The 19,856-nt window shown below is 66.3% G+C and carries 16 protein-coding genes and 3 pseudogenes; 13 read left to right on the plus strand and 6 right to left on the minus strand.

Annotated elements, in window-relative coordinates:
- Window positions 1-70: 70 nt before the first annotated feature.
- From ACFVYS_RS27005 to ACFVYS_RS27015, 3 genes and pseudogenes are all read left to right on the plus strand, one after another.
- Window positions 71-376, plus strand: a pseudogene (locus ACFVYS_RS27005) (transposase); the annotation flags it as partial.
- Window positions 377-378: 2 nt separating this feature from the next.
- Window positions 379-993 (plus strand): hypothetical protein, encoded by a 615-nt coding sequence (locus ACFVYS_RS27010; RefSeq protein ID WP_389506031.1) that lies wholly within the window; start codon window positions 379-381, stop codon window positions 991-993.
- Window positions 994-1,044: 51 nt separating this feature from the next.
- Window positions 1,045-1,203 carry a hypothetical protein gene (locus ACFVYS_RS27015; RefSeq protein ID WP_389506032.1) on the plus strand — a complete coding sequence of 53 codons (159 nt, stop codon included), beginning with the start codon at window positions 1,045-1,047 and terminating at the stop codon, window positions 1,201-1,203.
- A 190-nt stretch (window positions 1,204-1,393) separates the two neighbouring features.
- On the opposite strand, the gene ACFVYS_RS27020 is transcribed toward ACFVYS_RS27015, so the two are convergent.
- Window positions 1,394-1,753, minus strand: a complete 360-nt coding sequence (locus tag ACFVYS_RS27020) for an NUDIX domain-containing protein (RefSeq protein ID WP_389506034.1) — start codon at window positions 1,751-1,753, stop codon at window positions 1,394-1,396.
- 64 nt (window positions 1,754-1,817) lie between these two features.
- Here ACFVYS_RS27020 and ACFVYS_RS27025 point away from each other — a divergent pair, with 64 nt between their 5' ends.
- The 6 genes and pseudogenes from ACFVYS_RS27025 (at window position 1,818) to ACFVYS_RS27050 (ending at window position 5,522) form a co-directional block, all read left to right on the plus strand.
- Entirely contained in the window at window positions 1,818-2,321 is a 504-nt protein-coding gene (locus ACFVYS_RS27025) for a hypothetical protein (RefSeq protein WP_389506037.1), read from the plus strand.
- A 774-nt stretch (window positions 2,322-3,095) separates the two neighbouring features.
- Window positions 3,096-3,656: pseudogene (locus ACFVYS_RS27030) on the plus strand (phosphotransferase); the annotation flags it as partial.
- Between the two features lie 37 nt (window positions 3,657-3,693).
- Entirely contained in the window at window positions 3,694-3,882 is a 189-nt protein-coding gene (locus tag ACFVYS_RS27035; RefSeq protein ID WP_389506117.1) for a hypothetical protein, read from the plus strand.
- On the plus strand, window positions 3,879-4,700 hold the full coding sequence (locus ACFVYS_RS27040; RefSeq protein WP_389506113.1) for an ATP-binding cassette domain-containing protein: 822 nt from the start codon (window positions 3,879-3,881) through the stop codon (window positions 4,698-4,700). The genes ACFVYS_RS27035 and ACFVYS_RS27040 overlap by 4 nt, the downstream gene beginning before the upstream one ends.
- Window positions 4,701-4,723: 23 nt before the next feature.
- The gene (locus ACFVYS_RS27045) at window positions 4,724-4,906 is read left to right on the plus strand and encodes a hypothetical protein (protein ID WP_389506039.1); all 183 of its coding nucleotides are present in this window, start codon (window positions 4,724-4,726) and stop codon (window positions 4,904-4,906) included.
- Between the two features lie 214 nt (window positions 4,907-5,120).
- Entirely contained in the window at window positions 5,121-5,522 is a 402-nt protein-coding gene (locus ACFVYS_RS27050; RefSeq protein ID WP_389506041.1) for a hypothetical protein, read from the plus strand.
- Between the two features lie 483 nt (window positions 5,523-6,005).
- On the opposite strand, the gene ACFVYS_RS27055 is transcribed toward ACFVYS_RS27050, so the two are convergent.
- Window positions 6,006-6,425, minus strand: coding sequence for a hypothetical protein (locus tag ACFVYS_RS27055; RefSeq protein WP_389506043.1), 420 nt, complete (start codon window positions 6,423-6,425; stop codon window positions 6,006-6,008).
- Window positions 6,426-6,949: 524 nt separating this feature from the next.
- On the opposite strand from ACFVYS_RS27055, the gene ACFVYS_RS27060 reads away from it, so the two are divergent.
- Window positions 6,950-12,013 (plus strand): hypothetical protein, encoded by a 5,064-nt coding sequence (locus ACFVYS_RS27060; protein ID WP_389506045.1) that lies wholly within the window; start codon window positions 6,950-6,952, stop codon window positions 12,011-12,013.
- Between the two features lie 4 nt (window positions 12,014-12,017).
- Here ACFVYS_RS27060 and ACFVYS_RS27065 read toward each other — a convergent pair whose 3' ends face one another.
- Window positions 12,018-12,443, minus strand: a complete 426-nt coding sequence (locus ACFVYS_RS27065) for a hypothetical protein (RefSeq protein WP_389506047.1) — start codon at window positions 12,441-12,443, stop codon at window positions 12,018-12,020.
- A gap of 190 nt (window positions 12,444-12,633) precedes the next feature.
- Between ACFVYS_RS27065 and ACFVYS_RS27070 the strand changes: the two genes are divergently transcribed.
- From ACFVYS_RS27070 to ACFVYS_RS27080, 3 genes and pseudogenes are all read left to right on the plus strand, one after another.
- Window positions 12,634-14,088: a hypothetical protein gene (locus ACFVYS_RS27070; protein WP_389506049.1), complete on the plus strand. Its 1,455-nt coding sequence runs from the start codon at window positions 12,634-12,636 to the stop codon at window positions 14,086-14,088.
- Window positions 14,085-15,524, plus strand: coding sequence for a hypothetical protein (locus ACFVYS_RS27075; protein ID WP_389506051.1), 1,440 nt, complete (start codon window positions 14,085-14,087; stop codon window positions 15,522-15,524). The genes ACFVYS_RS27070 and ACFVYS_RS27075 overlap by 4 nt, the downstream gene beginning before the upstream one ends.
- 133 nt (window positions 15,525-15,657) lie before the next feature.
- A pseudogene (locus tag ACFVYS_RS27080) lies at window positions 15,658-16,042 on the plus strand (transposase); the annotation flags it as partial.
- A gap of 400 nt (window positions 16,043-16,442) precedes the next feature.
- Here the strand turns inward: ACFVYS_RS27080 and ACFVYS_RS27085 are convergent.
- The 3 genes from ACFVYS_RS27085 to ACFVYS_RS27095 form a co-directional block, all read right to left on the minus strand.
- Window positions 16,443-16,826 carry a DUF6009 family protein gene (locus ACFVYS_RS27085; RefSeq protein ID WP_389506053.1) on the minus strand — a complete coding sequence of 128 codons (384 nt, stop codon included), beginning with the start codon at window positions 16,824-16,826 and terminating at the stop codon, window positions 16,443-16,445.
- Between the two features lie 157 nt (window positions 16,827-16,983).
- Window positions 16,984-18,516 (minus strand): phage/plasmid primase, P4 family, encoded by a 1,533-nt coding sequence (locus ACFVYS_RS27090; RefSeq protein WP_389506055.1) that lies wholly within the window; start codon window positions 18,514-18,516, stop codon window positions 16,984-16,986.
- Window positions 18,513-19,595, minus strand: coding sequence for a bifunctional DNA primase/polymerase (locus ACFVYS_RS27095; protein ID WP_389506057.1), 1,083 nt, complete (start codon window positions 19,593-19,595; stop codon window positions 18,513-18,515). Before ACFVYS_RS27095 ends, ACFVYS_RS27090 begins: the two co-directional genes overlap by 4 nt.
- Between the last annotated feature and the right edge of the window lie 261 nt (window positions 19,596-19,856).

Genomic DNA, 19,856 nt, shown 5'->3' on the forward strand with positions numbered 1-19,856 from the left:
CGATCAGGTTAGAAGACCGGGCCGGGCAGCCGTCGCGCTCTCGGACGGGCCAACACCGGGCGTAGCCGCTTTGAGGCATGATCGCCAGTTATGGCTGTGGATCTTGAGCGGGCGCGATCTCGTTGCTGACGGACTGTGGGAGATTGCGGCGCCGCTGATACCGCCGTTCAAGCCGCGTCGGCAGGGTGGTGGAACGGCTCCGGTGGCGGACCGGAAGATGTTCTGCGCGATCGTGTACGCGCTGACCACGTCGTGTGCTTGGCGTCGCTTGCCGCCCTGTTTCGGCGTGAGCCCGGCCACTGCGCACCGTCGGTTTGCTGCCTGGACAAGGGCCGGCTTGTTGCGGCACCTCCACAACGAAGTCCTTGACCGGCTGAGATGAAAGCTTTCCTGCGCAGGCCGTGGAGTCCCCACACGCCCTGGTGGCTGCTGCTGTGTCTGATGCCTTTTGTGTTCATAGCGCTCGTCCCGATCAGCGCGGTCCTCGAAAGGTTCTTCAGTCCCTTGACGGAACATGCGGGCAGCGTATGGTCCACCATTGACCAGCCCGTCACCCGCTTCCTCATCACTCATACCGACGGCCTGCCTTTGACCGCGCAGACCGCTCACGCTCTGTGGCTCGCGGGCGGCATCGCCATCGCCTTGTTGTCCGCCGCTACCGGTACCTTCTCAGCGCGTCTGACCTGGATCCTGTGGGGAGCCGCAACAGTCTGGATGACGTGGGCAGCCACACCCGCGATCGCGCGCCCGACAGCCGCAGGCCTGACTGCCATCGCCTGGGGAATCACATCGGTGTTCGCTCTCAACGGCGTCGGTACCCGCCCCCGTGTCACCACCATCAACCTCATCGGCGACGTCCCCGCCGCCCTACAAGACCACCACGCCAACGACACGCCTGACAGCGAACAGCAGCCGACCACGACCTATGAGGGCAGACCGCATGGCACCGGTCCAGAGGGGTCGTCTTCTGCCTCTCAGCCTGAGCCGAGCTGATGTCCCTGTCCGATGCAGTGCGCTGGATCCGGATGGGGGTTGAGGTACCAGATGTGGAGGTTGCGGCGCTACTTCCTCACCGTGGACTGCCAGCCTCGCGCCGACCGCCTCGAGTGGGCGCTGGACTTGTGCGAGCGCGTCGAAGCGCACGACCTTGAGCTCGTCACCCTGCCCTCGGCCGACCTTCACCGGATCGAGGCCCTCCTGTGAACGGCGGCCAGCGGCCTACCTCAGCGGGAGCCGACCGCCCGGCCGGCCGCAAGGCGGCGAGCGTGCGCACGGATCCGCTCGCGGTCTTCGGGGAAGACGCTGTCCCAGCCTGTGTCCAGAGGGAACCATGCCGCCGGCTGGTTCTGCTCCCCGGCGAGCGGTACGTCACGTCCGACGACCGCGGCGTAGGTCAGGCCCAGCGTCGGAGACCAGTCGGCCCGGTAGGAACGCACCGCCACGGCTGCGGGCTCGGGCAGCAGTCGCTGCGCAGGCCGGTCTCCTCCAGCAGCTCTCGTGCCGCCGCCGCACGCGGTGTCTCGCCCGGCTCCACTTTGCCACCGGGCGGCACCCATCCGCGCACGGGGTGCTTGACCAGCAGGACGTGCTCGAAAGCAGGGTCGGTGACCCACACCTCGGCCGCCAGCGGCTCCATGGGATGCCGGCGGGCTTCCTCCAGCCAGGCCCGTGCACCGTCGAACTCCCATGCGGCGAGGCGGGCATCCGCAACAGCCTCGTCCAAGGTCACCTGACCGATTTCACCATGACTCATCGGCCCCACCCTAGGCCGACGAACCGGCCGGACGTCGCAGCGACGAGCAGGCAGCCATCCGGGGATGTCCGGCCGACCCGGTGGCCCCTTCGGGCCGCAGAGCGATCACCCGTGGCACCCTCTTCAGCGGAAGTGGTTCACCGAGGACGCCTTCGCCCGCCGCGAGGAACTCACCCCTGGCCTCGACATCGCCCCCGACCGCTTCGAGAGATTCCTGCGCGAAGACCTGGGCCTCCAGGTCCGGGCGATGCCGCCCTTCCAGCGCGTCCGCTACGACATCCAGTGCGAATCGCTGCGCACCGGACACGTCTGCGGCATCTTCCTCGACCGCTGCGCCCTCCTGGCGGCCCCCGACGGGATGCTCTCCCAGTGCGAGCTGGAATACATCCGCTCGCGCAGCATCCTCGACCACGACCAGGACGAGGTCCTCATCGAGATGAAGCGGATCGACAGCTGGCTCTGCGAGTACCTCTCCAGTCACGGCTGGGCGGCCGAGCACACCTTCTACTCCAAGCGCAGCTTCCTTCGCGACGCCATCGCCCTCCACTCGGATCTCGCCACGCCATGACCGACCAGGCGGCCCCCGGCAATCCCCCACAGGAGGTACCGCAACCCGCACGAGTGATCGAACACAGCATCACAGCCAGCCCCACCCGACCGCAGAAGGAAAGGGTTCGGTATTCGAAATCTGGTTCTAGATTTCGCCCGCCTCGACCCGTTACGGCGACAGCAGACCCGCCGTTACCCGATCACCTGTCCGCATCTCGCCCCGAGGAGCCCTCATGCATCCGGTACGCCGCCCTGCGCTCGTTCATCCTGCGTTCGAAAACACCGCTGCCTCCTCGGACGCCAGCCTTCACCTCGCCTCCGGCCGCGCCGCCCTGCTCGCCGACGGATCACGACCGGATACGAGGTACCTGGCATGACGGACTCCACTCGCCTTCCCTCCCCCCTCCACGCCTGGAGCGTGCTGGGTCCCCTGGACGGTGTGTGGGACTCCTCGCATGACCGCGACAACTCCCAGGTGTGGAGGGTGACCGGCCCCACCGGCGCCCACTACGTGAAAGTGGTGCCCAAGCCGATCCGGTACACGCGGGTGACCCGCGCCTACCGGAAGGCCGTTGCTCACCTCGGTCACGGCAATGTCCCGCAGCTGCGGGACAGTTCCGCGGAGCTGCTCGCCCGCGTCCTGACCGCCGTGGACGGCGAGCCGTTGACGGAAGAGGAGTCACCCGCGCGCCGCCGCACGGCCCACCGGCAAGCCGGCCAGCTCCTGCGCCGCTTCCACGACGCGATGGCCGGCATCCCGGTCCAGCCGGAAGCAGCCAGAGTCGTCGAGAACATGGTGGCCAGCCTGAACAAGCACTTCGCCGAGGCCGGCGACTGCTTGTCCGCTCCGGAGGCCGACGTTGTACGGCGCCTGGTGAGCGCGCTGCCCGGCAGTGGACCGTTACCGGCCGGGTGGCGGTACGGGGACTCCTGGGAGCGCAACCTTCTCTGGAACGGCCAGCGCTGCGCATTGATCGACGTCGAACGCAGCGAACCGGGCCCCCGCGTCACCGACTTCGTCAAGCTCGCCACCTCGCTGTGGCCAGATCATCCCGAACTGCGGACCACCCTGTTCGAGGGATACGGCCGGCCTCTGTCCGAGACAGAGGAATACGCGCTCGCTCGTGACCGCGCGCGGCCGGCGCACCGTCGAACGCCTGCTGCACGAGGGCCGTCTGTGAGCGACGCGCCTCACCTGCTGATCGCTGACGTCGCCCAGGTCCTGCTCCGTGCGAACGGCGCCGCCCTGTGCGTTCGCCGCAAGCCGGACGCGACCCTCACGCCGGGAAAACTCACCATCGTGGGAGGTCTCCTGGAAGCCGGCGAACCGCTCGATCGCGCCGCACGGCGCGAAGCGGAACAGGAAGCGGGGGTCCGCATCAGCGCGGAGCATGAGTCTCGCCGTCGCCGGCACCGCCGTGATCGCGGTACGGACCGGGTCAGCAAGCCTGGGCGCCCTGGTGATGAACATCAACCAGCTACACGAAGAGTCCCTCTACGTCCGGGACCACGGACAGTTCCTGGTCGAGGCCGCTCAACGCGCCATCCCGCAGACGGCGCTCCCGTCCCCGCTCGGGTGAGGCAGGTCTCTCTGGAACACGTCACCTACCGGTATCCCGACCGCGACGCACCGGCCCTGGACGACGTGACGCTCACCTTCCCCATGGGGTCGGTCATCGCCGTGGTGGGCGAGAACGGCTCCGGTAAAAGCACCTTGATGAAGATCCTCTCCGGTCTGCTCCTTCCTCACGACGGATCGGTGAGGTGGGGCGAGTTCGATGTCTCCGGGCTGGAGCGCTCCCAGGTCTTCGACCGCGTCTCGCTCCTCACCCAGGACTTCCAGCGGTGGCCCGTGACCGCCGCGATGAACATCCGCATCGGCCGCCCCGGCCACATCGCCTCGATGCATGACCTACAGGCGTCCGTCGACTACGCCGGAGCCCGATCCGTCACCGCCAAACTCCCCAACGGTCTGGACAGCATGCTCGGCCGCATGTTCCGCGGAGCCATCGAACTCTCCGGCGGCGAATGGCAGAAGGTGGGCCTGGCCCGCACCCACTGGCGCAGCTCAACATCGCAGGAGGACAGCGTCCTCATCGTCGACGAGCCGACCTCCGCCCTCGACCCCGAAGCCGAGATCGCCGCCTTCGACCGCATCCGCCGCCTCGCCGCCCCGCACCGAGCCGTCGTCCTGGTCACCCACCGCATGTCCGGCGTCCGCCATGCCGACCACATCTACGTCCTCAACCAAGGGCGCCTCGCCGAACACGGCACGCACGACGACCTCATCGCCGCACGTGGCCGATATGCCGCCATGTTCGACACACAGGCCGCCCAGTACGCCCCAACCCCACACGTCCCAAAGCCTGCTTCGCTCAGCGTCGTAGACAAGGCATGACCGCCCCACCGAAAGGCAGAGCCGTGTCCTCCTCCCTCCCCCCGCCAGCACGAGTTGCCTCGCAGTCCGTCCTGTCAGCAGCGCAGTACGCCGCAACCCGGCACGCGGTGTGGCTCGGCGCCGCCGCGATCATCACCGCCCAGATCGGCCGCGCCCTGCTGGTCCACCCCACCTACCGTGCGGACGGCCGGTGGCTACTGCCCTGAGGAGTCTGGCGGACCTGTCCCTCACGGGCGTGCTCGCCGTCCACTCCCTCTCGTCGCCCCACGCCGACATCCGGCCCGGCACGCCCTGCCCCGGAGAGATCCGATACGTCTTCGATGGCGGAACCCTCACCCCCGACCAGGTGGAGGCGATCCACCTGCGCACGAGGAGCTGTCCGAGTTCGCCTTCCTGGAGACCCGGGATGCGGTCCAGCAAATGCGCCCCGTGGACGGGCAGATCATGCTCGCCGCCTATCGTGCACGGCTCGGGAACATCGCTACCGCCCACCTCGCCGACGGCCGGCACATCCTCGACGTCCCGCCCCTGGACCGCCACTACGTGCACGTCCGCTACCGACCTCTGTGGGACAGCCCCCTCAACCGCGGCCTGTCCCCAAGCGGCTCCCCGTCCAGCAAGCGTGGGGGTGGTGCTTCATCCCCGACGGCCGGGGTCGTCCTCGTGGCCGACCCCGGCCTCCGGGGCGCCCTGCCAATGCTGCCCGGCGGCACCGTGGAGAACACCGACCCAACGCCCGAGGACACCCTGCACCACGAAGCCGCCGAGGAAGCCCAGCTCACCCAGACCGGCATGGTGCGACTGGACTCTAGACGAGCCTGACGAGGTCTACGGCGGCGTGGGGCCCAACGCCCGGCTCCGCCTTGCCGCCCGGGTCACCACGTCGGGCCAGCGGCCGTCGACCCCGCCACAGGCCACCCCTTCGCACGCCTGCTTGCCATGCCGGCCCAGGCAGCGGCCCTGCTGGGGGTGGGGCCCGCCCGGAGCGCGGCAAGCCGCACTCGCTGCGGAGACCGCTCGGGAGCGCTGGGCCCTGCCTGTCGCTTCTGGTGCCGCAATCAAGCCCCTGGAGGAACACTCACCCTGCGCGCAGCACGGCCGCTACGGAGAGCGCAACCCGTTCAGGACCTTCGAGAAGATCCGTCCCTACGCCTTGTCCGCCCCGCCAGCGACGACTGTCACAGCTCTGTCCGCGATCGCCGCTCTACTCGCCTCTTCCCGCTGCCCGGCGTCACTTCGGCACGCCCCCGGTGGTGATGGGGCTCGTCGAAAACGGCTCTGACCGGAGTTCCGTGAAGCCAGTGATCAGGAAGGCTGTGGAGAGGGCCACGGCTGGCCGTTAGGTGCCGCAGCGGGGCGGTCGGCCAGCACGTAGTCGTGGTACTCGTCACCGGCCATGGTCTGATTGACCCAACGTTCGCGTACGGCTCCGGTGCTGGTTTCGGCAGCGTCCAAGGCGGCAAGCGGATCGTTCGCGGTTGCCAGAAGCAGGCCGAAGTCCTCTTCCTCACTGTCGAACAGGGGTGGCAGCGAAGCCAGGTCCCCGGTCAAGGGTTCGCGGTCGAGCGCGGAGTGCAGGTAGACCTCACAAGTGCCGTGGCTTGGGCGTATCTCGACCCAGGCGACTCCCGGCCGCTCGGTGCTTCCGGCCGGTCCTAGGAACTGCTCGACGGCACGCCCCCGCTTGAGGGCACCGAGGATGAATGGTTCTGCCAGGTAGCGCACGCGGGAAGACTACGGCTTGATGAGAATGCGGGTCCGCCGGGGATCGATACAAGCCTCTCCGCTGCGCACACTCGCGCGAAGTCGGTAGAACAGAGCTTCCCAGAAGCGTTCGAGGCGTCGACGGCTCACAGCGGCGCTGCATTCGCCTCCGAAGCAAACAGCACCGATCGCCGTCGGGTACAGCGGCCTGTTGAACCACGCGCGCGCCGGCAACTGGACCCGCGTGAGCAGGTGCGCGTCCGGCGGCCCGCCGCACCAGCAGCGGAATCGCTGCGCGTCGCCCGGCAGGGGAGGCGGTCAACCCGCCTCGGCCGCTTTACGGCCCCGCGAGGATGACCGTTCGAGCGTCGTTCGCTCGCTTGAGTGAACTGGCAGCTTATTGGACCGTTCAGCAGACGTTACCGAATGACGGCCCCTATAATGCGGTGATTCATAGGGTGATGGGGACATCGCATCTGAGTGCAAGGGTGTCGGGGGGCATCATGACGGAACCTCTGGATATTCGCTGGGCTGAGGAATGCGATGTGGCCGACAACTACCGAGCCTCCATCGAGGACGTCCTCCGGGGCATCGTGCGCCACTCTGATCCTTCAGCAGGCGAGACCACATGCCGTGAACTGGGCAAGTGGCCAGCGACCGTAGCCAGCGTCGAAGTTCGCCGGGGCCTCACTGAAGGACGAAGCGGTGCACGGGTCTTGGAGATCGTCACCCGGCGGGTAGGGAAACGGCAGCCGGCGCTGCAGGTAGCCAAGCTGATGGACGTGGCAGCTGCGGTCGAAGAATGGAAAGGATATCGCCGCCTGCGTGATACCTGCGACAGCAATCTCTTTGTCGCCATCACCGCAGTCAGCCAGGGTGTGCTGGACGAGCGCACCGACGACACGCGCCACAATGTCGTGGTCTATCGACACGTCACGGAATGGGATCCCCGTAGCAATGCGCCAATGGTGTCCCTGGAAGACGTGATCGCCACGACACTCGACGGCAACGCCCCCGTCGAGGGGTGCGTCGACCTGGTGAGAGAGGTCTTGTCGTCTCTGGCCGGCAGTATGTACGAGGCGGGAGAGCTCCAGGAGAAAGGGCTGCAGTCGTTCAACGGCTCCCTGGGTTTCGACGTCTCCTTATCGGTGGGTCAGGTCAAGGGAACTCCGGATGACCTCCTACTGATGGACGGCAACGCAGACGACGACGGCTCGGAACGGCGTCTGCACTCCAGCGACATGGGTGTCGAATCCACCTCCCCGCCCGGCCCTAGTCGGACTCTGCTGGTCGGGGACATGGTGCGCCTGACGCTGAGCAGACTCGAAGTCGGCGAGGAGGTCGTCACAGGGACTTTACGGGAAAGCGCAGTCACCGTGCGTGTCCAGTTGCTGGGATCCTCCAAGTCCGCCGAGAACATCAGCCTGATTCGCAAGGCGCAGTCGGACGGCAAGGACGTCGAGATCCTCGGCAAAGTCACCGCTGTGCGGGCACAGACCTGGTCTGCCACGATGGCTCGGGCTTTCGAGCCCACAGGGTTCGACGAGAGTCCAAAGACGATCGCCTTCGAAGGGTCGCGGATCGCGCACCCCGCCAGACATCTGCATTCCGTGTTGTGGAAGAGCACCGCGAAGAGATCTTTCTCCCCGGTCCACCGCGATCTCAACCCTCGCAACATCATCATCCTCGGCTCCACCCCCTATCTGATCGACTTCGCGACGTTCGCGGAGTCGGGGGCGACCCTGCAGGATCCGGCATGGCTGGAAACCTGCCTGGTCCGCGACTGTTTCGCCGAGCGGCTGGGCTGGAGGGAGCTCGTGCGGCTGCAGCGCTTCCTAGGCTTCCTCTCCCGAATGTCGGCCTTCTGGGACAACGATCAAACCCGCACCGCAGTCGCCGATATCGCAGAAGCCCTGGCCGAGGACCACAGCCAACTCGGTCCGAGTCTGCGCATCCTGTGGCAGGTACGCAGCGCGCTGGCGGAAACGATGCCGGAATCGGCCCTCGAAGACTGGCGCACCCACTATCCTCAGCATCTGGTTCTGGCCGCCTGCCGCACGTTGAAATGGGCTGACAACGAGGACGAACTCGCAAACCCTCACCGTCTGAGAGCCTCCTGCGCGGTGGCTGGTGTGGCGAACGAAAGCCTCGGGCCGCTGGATGAGCTGTTCACCGACTGGTCACCCACCGACGCGGCCCTCGCCTGCCAGATCCTGCTCAATGCCGGAACTACAGATACCCCCGGCGCGGGAGATCTGCTGTTGGTCGCATCGTCGGCTGTCAAGGACGCTGCGGTGCTGCAGCAGGTAGTCCAGGGACTGCGCCGCCTACCATCACCCAGACTCCAGTCAGCTCGCAGCGAACTCCTCGCACGCCACCTCGCGGGCGTGGACGCCTCGCCGGGAAAAGCGAAGAGGCCTGACCCCACCGCGGGTCAGGCCGCTGACTCCTCGTTCACCTACATCGCGTTGGAAGGACACCGGCTACCGCCCGGGGCCCCGTGTGTGCAGCAGGGCTTGGGCGCGTTATCGGCCGGGTCCGACGATTGTGTGATGCTCATCGAAAAAGAGATGCGCGTCGTGCTGCTCTCCGATCCCTCGGCGGGCAAGACGACGGTGGCTCGAGAGTTGTATCTGCGCCGACTCTCCGAAGACATCCCTGCAGCTCAGAGCCCGCTGTTGCCGCTGTGGGTGTCGGCCGTCGACATAGTGGAATTCCTGCACAACCCGGCCGCGCCCAAGACCGTGCACCGGTTCTTGCGTGTCGCCAACGGCGTGCAGGAACACTTGTGCGACGCGACCTTGGCGGCGTTGATCGCCATGGGAGCCGTACACGTCACCGTGGACAAGCTTCATCTGGTCGATGGCCGCGAGCGCGGCCAGATCATGGTCTATCTGGCCCAGATTGCCCGCCGAGCCCCGCGTCTGGGCCTGCTCGTGTGCGACCGCATTCGGGACTACGACCCAGCGGTGTTGGGGTGGCCGTCCGTGGCCGTGCACAAGGTCCGCGAGGGAGCCGCTCGGGACTTCTTGCGCACCGTGCTACGTAAACGGGATGAACACAGCTGGAACAAACGGTTCAAAAGTCTCGAGGATCGCTTGTTCCGCGACGTCGGCGCGGTGGCACTACGGGACCTCGCGGGCAAACCACAGTTCCTGCGCATGCTCGTGGATCACTATGCCGGCACGGATGTACTCCCCTCCGGACCAGGCGAATTGTTGCGGCACTACCTGACACGCCTGCTGAAGGACACAGCGTCGACGGTCAACGTCGATGACGTGATCCGGCGCCTGGGTGAGATCGCGAAGAAGCTCGATGCATCCGGGGCCCTACGCAAGGCGGAGGCTGTAGACGCCTTGGACACTGTAGAGCCAGGCACCGGAGAGAAGTCGCTTGAGGATCTGCTGCAGACACCATGCCTGGACGAGGTCGCCAAGCGCATCAGCTTCCGCGATCCGTTAGTACAGTCCTACTGTGGTGCGGTCGCCCTGCAGCAGACTCCGCAGACAGAACTCGACACTGTCACCGATCACGTACTGCGCTACGGCTGGAGAGAAGCGGCAGTGCTACTGGTCACCGATCCGGATACACCGGAGGAAACGACCGAAGCGGTTGTAAGAGCCGGCGTGACCGCCAGTCCCTGGTACGGGGCCCTGCTCCTGCAAGCCGCTCCCTCAAGCTCCGTCATCGACTGCATCCGTGACGGCTTCCTGCGCGAGCACAAGGACGTCTTGCGCGCGGTGGACAGCAGCGTGCCTGCCTGGAAACGATCGGCCTACGCTCTCGCCAAATACGGGGACGGCAGCGCCTTAGACATTCTGCGCGAGATAGCGTTGAAGGCCGGAGTGGCCACCGAGGCGGCCGAGGCAGCGCTTGACGGGCTGGTAATGATGCACCGCTGGTTCGCTCCCGGCGCCACCGACTGCCTGACGAAAGTACTGACGACTTTCCTCGACCCTCCAGAAGCACCGGCCCGACAAGACGCCCGGCTTGTCACGCGCGCCTTACGCAGCATTCAAGTCGCGCGTCTCCACAGTCGCGTGGGATTGGCCTGGGACAGGATCGCCGCCGATCAGCCCTGGGAGGTGCTCTCTCAAGCCTGGGAGACCGTCACACACCTAGAGGTGCAGCCAGACCGGGCTCGAACTCGCCTCTACTCCGGCGCCTGCCGTCGTCGCCTGCAGGAACTGGACGCGCTGCTGCGCGCAACAGCGGCTACGGACACGGTGGAGCAGCTGAATGTGGAACGCATTCGCCTTCTCAACCAGCTCGCATCCTGCGGCCAGCTCGAAACGCTCTTGGCTCACCGTTTCCGGGTGGGACTGGCTGACTACCGCGACTGGCCGCAGCTGATCGACCGAGCAGTCGCCGCGCAGGACGCCTTCCAGTGGGACGGATCGGCGGCCCCGACCCTCATGTTGGCCTCCGAGGTCCTCAAGAGCATCGGCGTCGGCGCCGATCACTGGACGCAGATGCTCGCGCTGGAGAGCGACTCCCTCAAAGCACTGGCTGCTCACTATCTGCTCGCAGGCAACGTCGACGTAGACGAAGCATGCCTTCAGCGGCTGGTCGCGTCAGGTACACCCAAATCCCTGATGATTGCTTCAGCCTTCGTTCACAGTCTCCCGCAAGAGATGCACGAGACGCTGGCACGCATGCTTGACCCCTATCTCGACGATCTGGACGGCGAGTCCTTGGAGGCTGTAGCGGCCCTGGTCGGTGCTGCCGAGCACCTCGATGCCGACACAGGCCGGCGGCTGGCCTGGCGTGTCCACCGCGCTCTGCTCGCGCAGAGCCTGGATCAGGCAGCGCTTCACTGGCCGTGGGCCACCACCTGGCGGCGCGCGCTGCTTCCTCGTGCGGAAACAGGCGATTTCCTCACAGCGCACGAGGAAAGCATCGCCGAAACGGTCCACGACCGGCGCATGCTGACGCTGCTGGGCAGCGCTGATGTCCTGTTGGACGCGCCGGCTGTCAAACCCGTCGCGCTGCCGCTCAAGGCACGGCGCCAGCTGCTCACTCTGGCCGCTCGCACGAACCCCAGCGGAGTGGCCGGACACCGATTCGTGCTCCTGGCCGCCAGTACGGGCCTTTATCAAGAGCTCGCCTTTGTGCAACAAGCGGCCTTCGATCCGTACAACCTCTCAACAGTCATCTGCCACTCGCACGGGGTGCACGGCTCCACTGAAGTCCGGCTTGCCGCCCATGCGATCACGGCGATCGGCTACTTGACGCGGCTGAAGGCGAAGGACGACCCGGGCTACAAGGCCAAGGAGGACATGGATGAGGTGGCGCAGATGGACCCAACGGTGATCGGCTCTCATCCCAGCCTCGCCAGGGCGCGCATCATCTCCCTGGGGTACTGGAGCGTTGAACCACTGCTGGATGCCCTTCCCAGCGAAGACCCGATCCTGCTAGCTGCTTTGAAGAACATCGTGCACCATTGGCTGCCCGGCTCCCCGGGAGAAGCCGACGCCCGGCGCAGAGACATCGCCAGCCGACTGCTCAGAGTCACCACGGAAATGCCTCTCACGCCGCAGGCCCGTGGCGTTCTGACAGAACTGAGGCTGAGCATCGAAGACAGGCTAGGCCGCTATGTCAGCTGCTGACCCTCTATGGCAGTCCCATCTCCGACTTCGCCGCTGCTACCACTGCGCGGCGTGCCTGCGACGCGTCCGCGAGCGCACCCTGCCGTGCCGTCCCCGGTGTGGTCCGACCTATCTTCTTCTGACAGCGCAGCAGCTCCTCGCACGCTCCGAGAGCATGCCCGGAAGCCAGCAGACGCAGCCGCGTCAGCTGGCTACGCATCTCCTCGTATGCCTCGGCCGCACCGATTGGCGAAGGGCCGCCTTCCACCTGTTCACGGAAGAGGTCCGAATGGCGCCAACTGGCTTCCAGGAAGGCTACGAAGGCGTCGGTAAGAGCGTCCCGGGCCCAGCGCCGCTGATCCCGGCGCCCCCCTACCACCGTGGTCACGATCAACGTCGCCGCACTCGTCACCGCAGCAGCCCACGCCGCCCACACGCTCAGGTCCACCACAAGCTTATTGTCACTCCTCGCCCCACCCCCACACGGGTGGATTACCGCGCAAACGCTGTCCGGATTCACACACCGTCGTTAATCCCAATGCGCTCTGGCACGGTCGGCCGTCATGCGGGACAGTTCACGTACGCATGCGAGTCACGCTCCGACGCATCACAGCCCGCGCGCCGGACTGGGGGGACACTCCATGGGCACATCTAGAGACCTGGGCATCTCCGCCGCCAAGCTTTTGGGCGCGGTAGCGTCCACCGTTCTGCTCGAACAAGCCATGGTCCGTCTCCTGGAGCATTCAGAGAGATTGGTCATGCCGGCGGCACGCCGGGCGCTCCTGCGCCACCTCACCTTCAACCTGTCCGTTCCGCCTCCTGATCCTCGCGAGGCATCAGGCAACGACGAACTGGCGGTCATCGTCCACGGGTGTGCCCAAAACGACGAGACCGGCGAGAAGACGGACTCGCTAACCCGCGCTGTCCTCGCCGTGACCGGTGACAGGGAGATGGTCTCTCAACTGCGCCTCCTCAGCGATCTGAATCTCGCGCACGCGCGCCTTCCCCAGCAGGAACTCAGCGCACTGCACGCGCTGCTGGGGGACTGTGCACTTGACGTTAATGACGTCGCACGATCGGCGCTCGCCCCGTTCCCTCCCAGGATTCCCGATCACTGCACGAACGCTTGGAGCGTCACGCTGCACCTGATGCGTCGCAACACACGGCCCGACGGCCTGCCTCCGTTCCTGGCTTTTCTCGAGCACGCGGCCGTTTCCTTGACCGACCCTGCCGCTCGGCAGCAGCTTCAGCAGTGGAATCTGGCGTATGCGCAGGCCCGCGGTCTTGAAGAGCCGCTCAAAGCCTGCCGCTCCTCAGCTGGTCCCGCCCCCCGTCACACCCGCTCCGCTCCAGAGCACCGCATCATGGTGGTGCTTCTCCCGGACGGCCTGGACGAGGATTACTGCACCTTGCGTGTGTGGCACCAGCACGATGAGATGTTCAAAGACGACGATGTCCTCGTCCGCCAGAGCGATTTACAGCGCGTCGTGCGCCAGCGTCTCGCCCATTGGACCGCGCAGAAGACGCCCCGTCAGATCTTGGTCGAGTTCTGGCTCGGGCTGTCGCTGATCAACCTTCCCGTCATGCACTGGTGTGTGCCTGAGGACCTGCATGACGGACAGACGCGCCTGCGGGTGGTGGTCCGCAGCATGGGCTTGCGTCCCGATAACAGCCACGACGGGTGGCGTGCACACTGGTCCGGCCTCATTGGCCAGGAGCCGACCGCCCGACGCGCCCTGTGCCCCGCTGGCAAATCCGCCGGTCGCCCGTCCAGGCACCCCCTGATCCTGGCCGAGTCGCCAGCCAGCGAAGCCGGCCGCGCGCAACTGCTGGAGGCACTCCATCAGGGAGTGGCCGCCGTGATGTGGGACCGCAGCAACACAGATGTCCAGCAGTTCCGCACGTACGCTGAAATGCTCTTCGACGAAGAGCCTCTGGCGGAACTGCCCATGAGGCTCAGTCAAGTCCAGTCAGCTCGAGACGGGAGCCCGCAAGCAGAGGCTCTGCATGACGCCGTCCTCATCTGGGACGACCCGGACCGAGATCTGCCCGAGCCCAGCCCTCTGAGGTCCCCAGACGAGGTCTCGGCACGGTGACCCTCCCTGAAGACCGCTGGTTGATCACCGCCTCGCCGCTGCAGAACGCCTTGCCGACCTGGCGCAACTCCTCATCCTTCGAGGCCGAGTTCACCGAGCCGCCACGTAGCTGGGGCATAACGTCACAAGCCCCTGCCATGGAAACCGCGATGGCGCCTCTGAACCTTCTGGCCAAGCTGGAAGGCCCCCGTGAGCCCTCGAGTGACGGCATTTACGAGAGCCCTCTGGACCCTTTCGCTCTGGCCTTCTCACCGGGCTGGGAACTCGTCCTCGTCGTAGACACTGCTCTGTCCATGCAGCCCTGGTTCCCCACCGCCAACGCAATCGCAGCCTGCGCACACGACCTCGCGCTCTTTCACAGCGTGCGCGTCATCCGCATGAAGAACCGGCAAGGCAAGCCACTGACGTTCACCCCCGACGCAAGCTCCCTCTCTCACGCCCCGGCGGACACCACCCGCCGGTGCATGATCCTTCTGCTTACCGACGGAGTCGGCCCTCACTGGCACCGGTCCGAAGTTCTCGAGTGCCTTCGCGCATGGGCCAGCCATCACGTCGTAGCCATCCTGCAGACGCTCCCCGAGATCGAGTGGGAACTCACCGGCTTGCCCACCCGCCAAGCCCGCCTGCGCGCCCCCACCCCTGGCTGCACCAACAGCGACCTGGTGCTTCACGAAACCGAAGAGCCGCAGGCACACACAGCCCAGAACGCTGACCCCCCACCCACGCTCATCCCTGTGCTGGAACTTCGCAAACGATGGATCGATCAGTGGGTTCGCATGCTTTTGACCAATTCACGCGTTCACCAACCGGTCGCAGTCATTCCCGCAGGCCCCTTGGCGGAGAGGCTCTTCGTTCCACAGCAGAGCGAACCGTCCACAGCTGCCAGCAAGCGGGTCGCGGCCTTCGAATCCTCGGTGCCTGAAAGCACATACGCTCTCGCCAAAAGCCTCGCCATGGCTCCGCTGAACCGGTACGTGATGGACCTCATCGCCGACAAGTCAAAGCCAACAGCCACCCCCAGTGACCTGTCGCGCATCCTCACCAGTAATCTTCTCGTCGCTTACGAAAAGCCCGCCGGAGAGACGAGCAGCTTCGGCCAGGTGACCTTCGACTTCGCCGACGACGTACGCCAGTGTCTCCTCGCCCAGAGCGACTCCATCCACACCTACCAGACCGCGGAGCTGCTCGACAGCCACCTGGCACGCCACATGCCAGCCCTGTCAGGACTCAGCAACCGCCTTCGAAACCCAACACCACAAGCCATCCCCACCCTCACCTCACAGGCACTGCCCTACCTGCGCGTAGAAGCAAGCCTGCTCACTGCACTGTCCGCACAGTCGCAAGAGCACCGCAACACCGCCCAACACCTTCGCACGGCCCTTGCCGCTCACGCGCAGCCCTCGGACGCACCCGGTCTCACAGGACTCGACACTTAAGAAATCACAGGTCGGGCAGAACGGCAGCAACCACAGGTGCACGAACGCCTCACGCTGCCACCGGCGGCACTTGCTTCCCGGACGCGGGACTGTAAAACGTTCGGTGTAACTCCCGATCATGGAAGATGCATCGATGACCAGCGCCAACATGGCCGAGGCCGAACCGGTCGGCCCGTCTGAGCCGGCACCGACGAAGTCTGTGGACGACCGGCTGATTGACGAGTTGGTGGGTCGGGCTCAGGCCGAGGGACTTCAGCTGACCGGCGAGGGCCGACTGCTCCAGCGCTGACCAAGCGGGTCCTGGAGTCCGCTCTCGAGGGCGAGATCACCGACTATCTCGGCTATGACAAGCACGATCCGGCCGGGAAGAACGGCGGCAACTCGCGTAGCGGCACCCGCGCCAAGACCGTGCTGACCGATGTCAGCCCTGTCGAGATAGCCGTGCCCGCGACTGGGAGGGCAGCTTTGAGCCGAGGATCGTCAAGAAGCGGCAGAAGCGTTTGTCCGGCGTGGACGAGAGCTCTCCTGGCCCGGCAGGTCATCTTCCACTGGAACCGCATGGGCTTCAGCACCAAGCAGCAAGCAATCTGGTCCCGCGCTGCACGTGAGGCGATTTTGGGTCGATGACTTGCTGGCTCCAGTTGACGTCACGGTTCGTCCGCTGCCGCGTCTCCCGGAGTAACCACGGTCTTGGGGCCCGGATCCGTTGTCCAACAGCGCAGTACCCCCACCCGGAGCTCGGGGTGTTGTCCTCGAGCGCCGAGCAGGCCTTGCACCTGCATCTGCCCGCAGGAAGCAGGGCGTCTTTCCATGGACCACCAACGCGCAGGGCTTCGCTTGACGCTCGGAAGCGCATGCAAGATTAAGAATGAACCCGACAGATCATCGAGCGCCGCGGCGTTTACCCGTGAGGGCTCGTCAGGTGCGGGTGCCCGTTATGGCGGCGGGGCCCCTTTGTGAGCGGGGTGTCTTCTCCCCGACCTTCCTGACGTCGATGGTGCGGGGGTCGACGGCTTCGCCGGGGGCGCCCTCTTGATAGAGGCCTTCGGGCTGAGTGTCGCGGTCGTGCGGGAGGAGGAAGAAGACACGGCGGCGGTAGAGACCGCTGTCGGGGTCGGCTTCGGCGTGGTCGTCGAGTTCGGCGTAGCCGACCATGCGGCCGTCGCGGGCGTAGCGGGGTTTGTTGCGGCGGCGTGGGGTTTTGTCGAGGGCTTGGCGGACGTAGTCGAGGTTGCCGGGGTCTTCAAGCCACACCACGTGTGCTTCGTGGGTGAGATCGCCCTCGGTCAGTAGCGAGCTCATGGCTGCTGCCCCTCCTCTGTGTGCCGGGCCAGACGGCGGTCCGTCTCATGGTGTGGTGTGCTGCCCGTTGGCGAGCCCGGCCCCGCAGGTTCATGGTAGGCCGTGCGGGCGGGGGTATGCAGGGGCATCCTGGTGGCGGGGCGGTGCGGGAGTCGGTTCATCTCGGTGTGTCCAGCAGTGCGAGGCCGGGGTAGTACTTGCGGCCGTTGGATTTGATCATGTCGGCAGGTGAGGCGAGGCCGACTTCCTGCCGGACGCGAGTGGCGAAGGCGCGGGCCCCGGCAGGGCGGATGCCTTCGCCGACGCTGCACCAGGAGGCGTAGGCGGTGTAGAGGTGGCCTTGTTCGACGCGGAGGTCGGGTTGGGCCTCGAGGTCGCGGGTGCAGCATTCGGTGAGAAAGCGGCCGATGTGGTCTTCGGTGTTGGCATAGGCGGTGGTGGCGATGCGGACGCGGTCGGGGCCTTCGAGGTTGTCGCGGGTGGCGAGGTAGCGCCGGGCGCCTTCAATGAGCCACTGCAGGATGCCGGGGCCTTCGTCGCGGACGAGTTCGAAGGCCAGGTTGTCGATCTTGCGGTGGTCGGGGACGGTGCGCTCGAAGGGAAGCAGGCGGATGCGGCGCCAGAAGGCGAAGCCGCCGGTGGAGACTTCGGGGCGGTGGTTGCCGAGCAGCCACAGGTGGTGGGTGGGGGTGAAGGAGAAGTAGTCCTGCCGCATTCGGCGAGCTTTGATCTTGTCTCCGCCGGTCAGAAGGCGGACGCGGGCTTCGTCGAATTTGTCGTTGGGCTTGAGTTCGCTGCAGACGATCAGCCGGCGGCCGTGGAGTTCGGTGAGTTCGGTGGAGTGCTCGGAGAACGCCCCGCGGTCCATGAGGAATCCGGGTGGTGCGGCGTCCGCGTAGTCGCCAAGGATCTGGATCATGGTGTCAAGCAGGACGCTCTTGCCATTTTTGCCGTGGCCATGGAGGAAGGGCAGGACTTGGGCGCCGACGTCGCCGGTGATCGAGTAGCCCAGCAACAGGTGCAGGAAGTTGATCATTTCCTGGCCTTCGGCGTCGTCGCCGAAGGTGTCGTGCAGGAAGCGGTGCCAGCGCGGTGTCTCGATCGTCTGTGGGGCAACGCTGGTTGCGCGGGAGTGGAAGTCGCGGGTGGGGTCGGGCTTGCGCAGCTGCCCAGTGTTCAGGTCGACGACGCCGGCAGGAGTGCACAGGGCATAGGGGTCGCCGTCGAGAGTGTCGGGGTCAACGGAAAGGTCCGGGGAGGCCTTCGCCTGGGTGAGGAGGGCTTTCATCCCGGTCGTCGACAATGTGCGCTTCTTGTGCAGGTGGAGCTCTCGGTCGCTGAACAAGCCGCGCGGGTCGGTGTCGGGCATGTCCTCGGCCATCTCGCCCGCGGCCCACAGGGCTGCCTTTTCACCGCCAGTGCGCTTCCAGCGGTAGCCGTCCCAGGCGAACCAGCCCAGCCCTTCCACGTGGCGGAACTGATCACGGAAAAGCTTCACGAAGAGCTTGGCGTTGCCACGGTCGGTGAGCGTGCCGGGCAGGGGTGCCGGCTGCGCCCACGAGGGCGCGGCCATCGGAGAGGTGTTGGCCTGGACGGGGACCGCAGCCGGGAGATGGACTGCCTGTTCGAGATCCAACATCTGCTGAGCGGCGGCGCTGGCGTCGAAGCGCGGCATTTCGGCGCTGCTCATGAGCGTCCTTCGAGGTGGAGCGGGTGTGCGGATCCAGCGGCGAGGGCATCATCGATGATGCGTTCGTTGCGGGTGCTCTGCCAGGGACGGGCAGCCGCGGCTGTTTCGAGCAGCAGGGCACGCACGGTGTGTTCGTCAAGATGCCCGGCCGCCGCGAGTCCTCCGGCAGTGTAGGCGGCCTTGTTGAGCTTCTCGGTGAAGGCCGCGCCTTCAGATGTTGCCGCGCACTCGGCGACGTCCGTGAGCAAGGGGGCAAGGACGCGCTGCCCGCCGACCGGGGTGCCGTGGCGGCGTCTGCGAGGGACCACAGGCCGGGAGCGGGCCGCAGGGCGCTGGATCATGTGGCCGGTCCTCACGAGTTCTTCGCCGAGCCATTCGGGCAGGGGAGCCGGCAGGCGGGAGGCGCCCTCGGGCAGGTAGATCCCCTGGGTGGTGCGGGTGGTGGGAGCAACGATGTAGCCGCCATCGGCCCGTACGTCGACCTGCCAGGCCAGGGCGACCTTGGCGCTGGATCCGGTCGAGCAGCGAAACCGTACAGCCGGATGGGGGTTGAGGTACCAGACGTGAAGGCCACCGGAAGGCGTTCGAACGCGCAAGGTGCTGTCGTCTTCGGCTGGGTTGGGCTGCCGGCGCAGCGCTGCGAGGAGCGCGAGCGTGTCGAAACCCAACGCCAGGCCCTGGAGGTTGACGGAGTCGTGAATGGGGATGCCGGGAAGCAGCCGGTTGCGGTCAGGGACCGGCGCGGAGTGTGCGTCGATGTCGATAACGATCAGGTTGGCTCCCCCGCAGGCAACCCCGACGCCCCAGGGCGAATCACCGGACCACCAGCTGTTGATGCGCTCGAGGTCGGTGGTCGCCGCGTGAAAACCGTGGCACGGCCGGCCAGCGGGAAGGCAGGAGCAGTCGGTCGGTGCGTGGCGACGCTCTCGGCAGGACTGGCAGTTCGCGGCGGGGGTCTTGCGGCCTGCAGCAAGCGGGTGGACCGGCCATCCCTGGTCGGCGCACCAGCGGGCTACGGCATGGGCAGTGGCAGGCCTCGCAGTTGCTGCGGGCGCTCGCTTCACACCGGGGCCGGGCACGCGTCTGTTCCTTCTGCTGAGGTCTCGTTCCCTCAGCCCCTGACGGGCCCGCTGGGGCAGGCCCCATGTGCTGGAGCAGGGACCGGAGGGACTGTAGGGACTGTGTTTCCGAAGAGAGTCTAGGGCCGGGAACGGGTGGAAGTGGGCAGCTTCCTCGCGTGGCGGTCTATCAGCTTCCGGGTCCCTACGGTCCCTTCGATCTCTGCACACAGGGGACCAAGTCAACGTATGTGGGGAATGCCGCGAAGTAAGAGTGTCTGG

This window comes from Streptomyces sp. NPDC058295 (assembly GCF_042880655.1).
GTDB classification, from domain to species: Bacteria; Actinomycetota; Actinomycetes; order Streptomycetales; family Streptomycetaceae; genus Streptomyces; species Streptomyces coriariae.

Excerpts from the sequence above, each read along its gene's own strand:
- ACFVYS_RS27090 (WP_389506055.1), bottom strand. The coding sequence starts at position 18,516 with ATGAGCAGCGCCGAAATGCCGCGCTTCGACGCCAGCGCCGCCGCTCAG.
- ACFVYS_RS27035 (WP_389506117.1), top strand. The coding sequence starts at position 3,694 with ATGAGTCTCGCCGTCGCCGGCACCGCCGTGATCGCGGTACGGACCGGG.
- ACFVYS_RS27010 (WP_389506031.1), top strand. The coding sequence starts at position 379 with ATGAAAGCTTTCCTGCGCAGGCCGTGGAGTCCCCACACGCCCTGGTGG.
- ACFVYS_RS27050 (WP_389506041.1), top strand. The coding sequence starts at position 5,121 with ATGCGCCCCGTGGACGGGCAGATCATGCTCGCCGCCTATCGTGCACGG.
- ACFVYS_RS27025 (WP_389506037.1), top strand. The coding sequence starts at position 1,818 with ATGTCCGGCCGACCCGGTGGCCCCTTCGGGCCGCAGAGCGATCACCCG.
- ACFVYS_RS27020 (WP_389506034.1), bottom strand. The coding sequence starts at position 1,753 with ATGAGTCATGGTGAAATCGGTCAGGTGACCTTGGACGAGGCTGTTGCG.
- ACFVYS_RS27070 (WP_389506049.1), top strand. The coding sequence starts at position 12,634 with ATGGGCACATCTAGAGACCTGGGCATCTCCGCCGCCAAGCTTTTGGGC.
- ACFVYS_RS27085 (WP_389506053.1), bottom strand. The coding sequence starts at position 16,826 with ATGAGCTCGCTACTGACCGAGGGCGATCTCACCCACGAAGCACACGTG.
- ACFVYS_RS27015 (WP_389506032.1), top strand. The coding sequence starts at position 1,045 with ATGTGGAGGTTGCGGCGCTACTTCCTCACCGTGGACTGCCAGCCTCGC.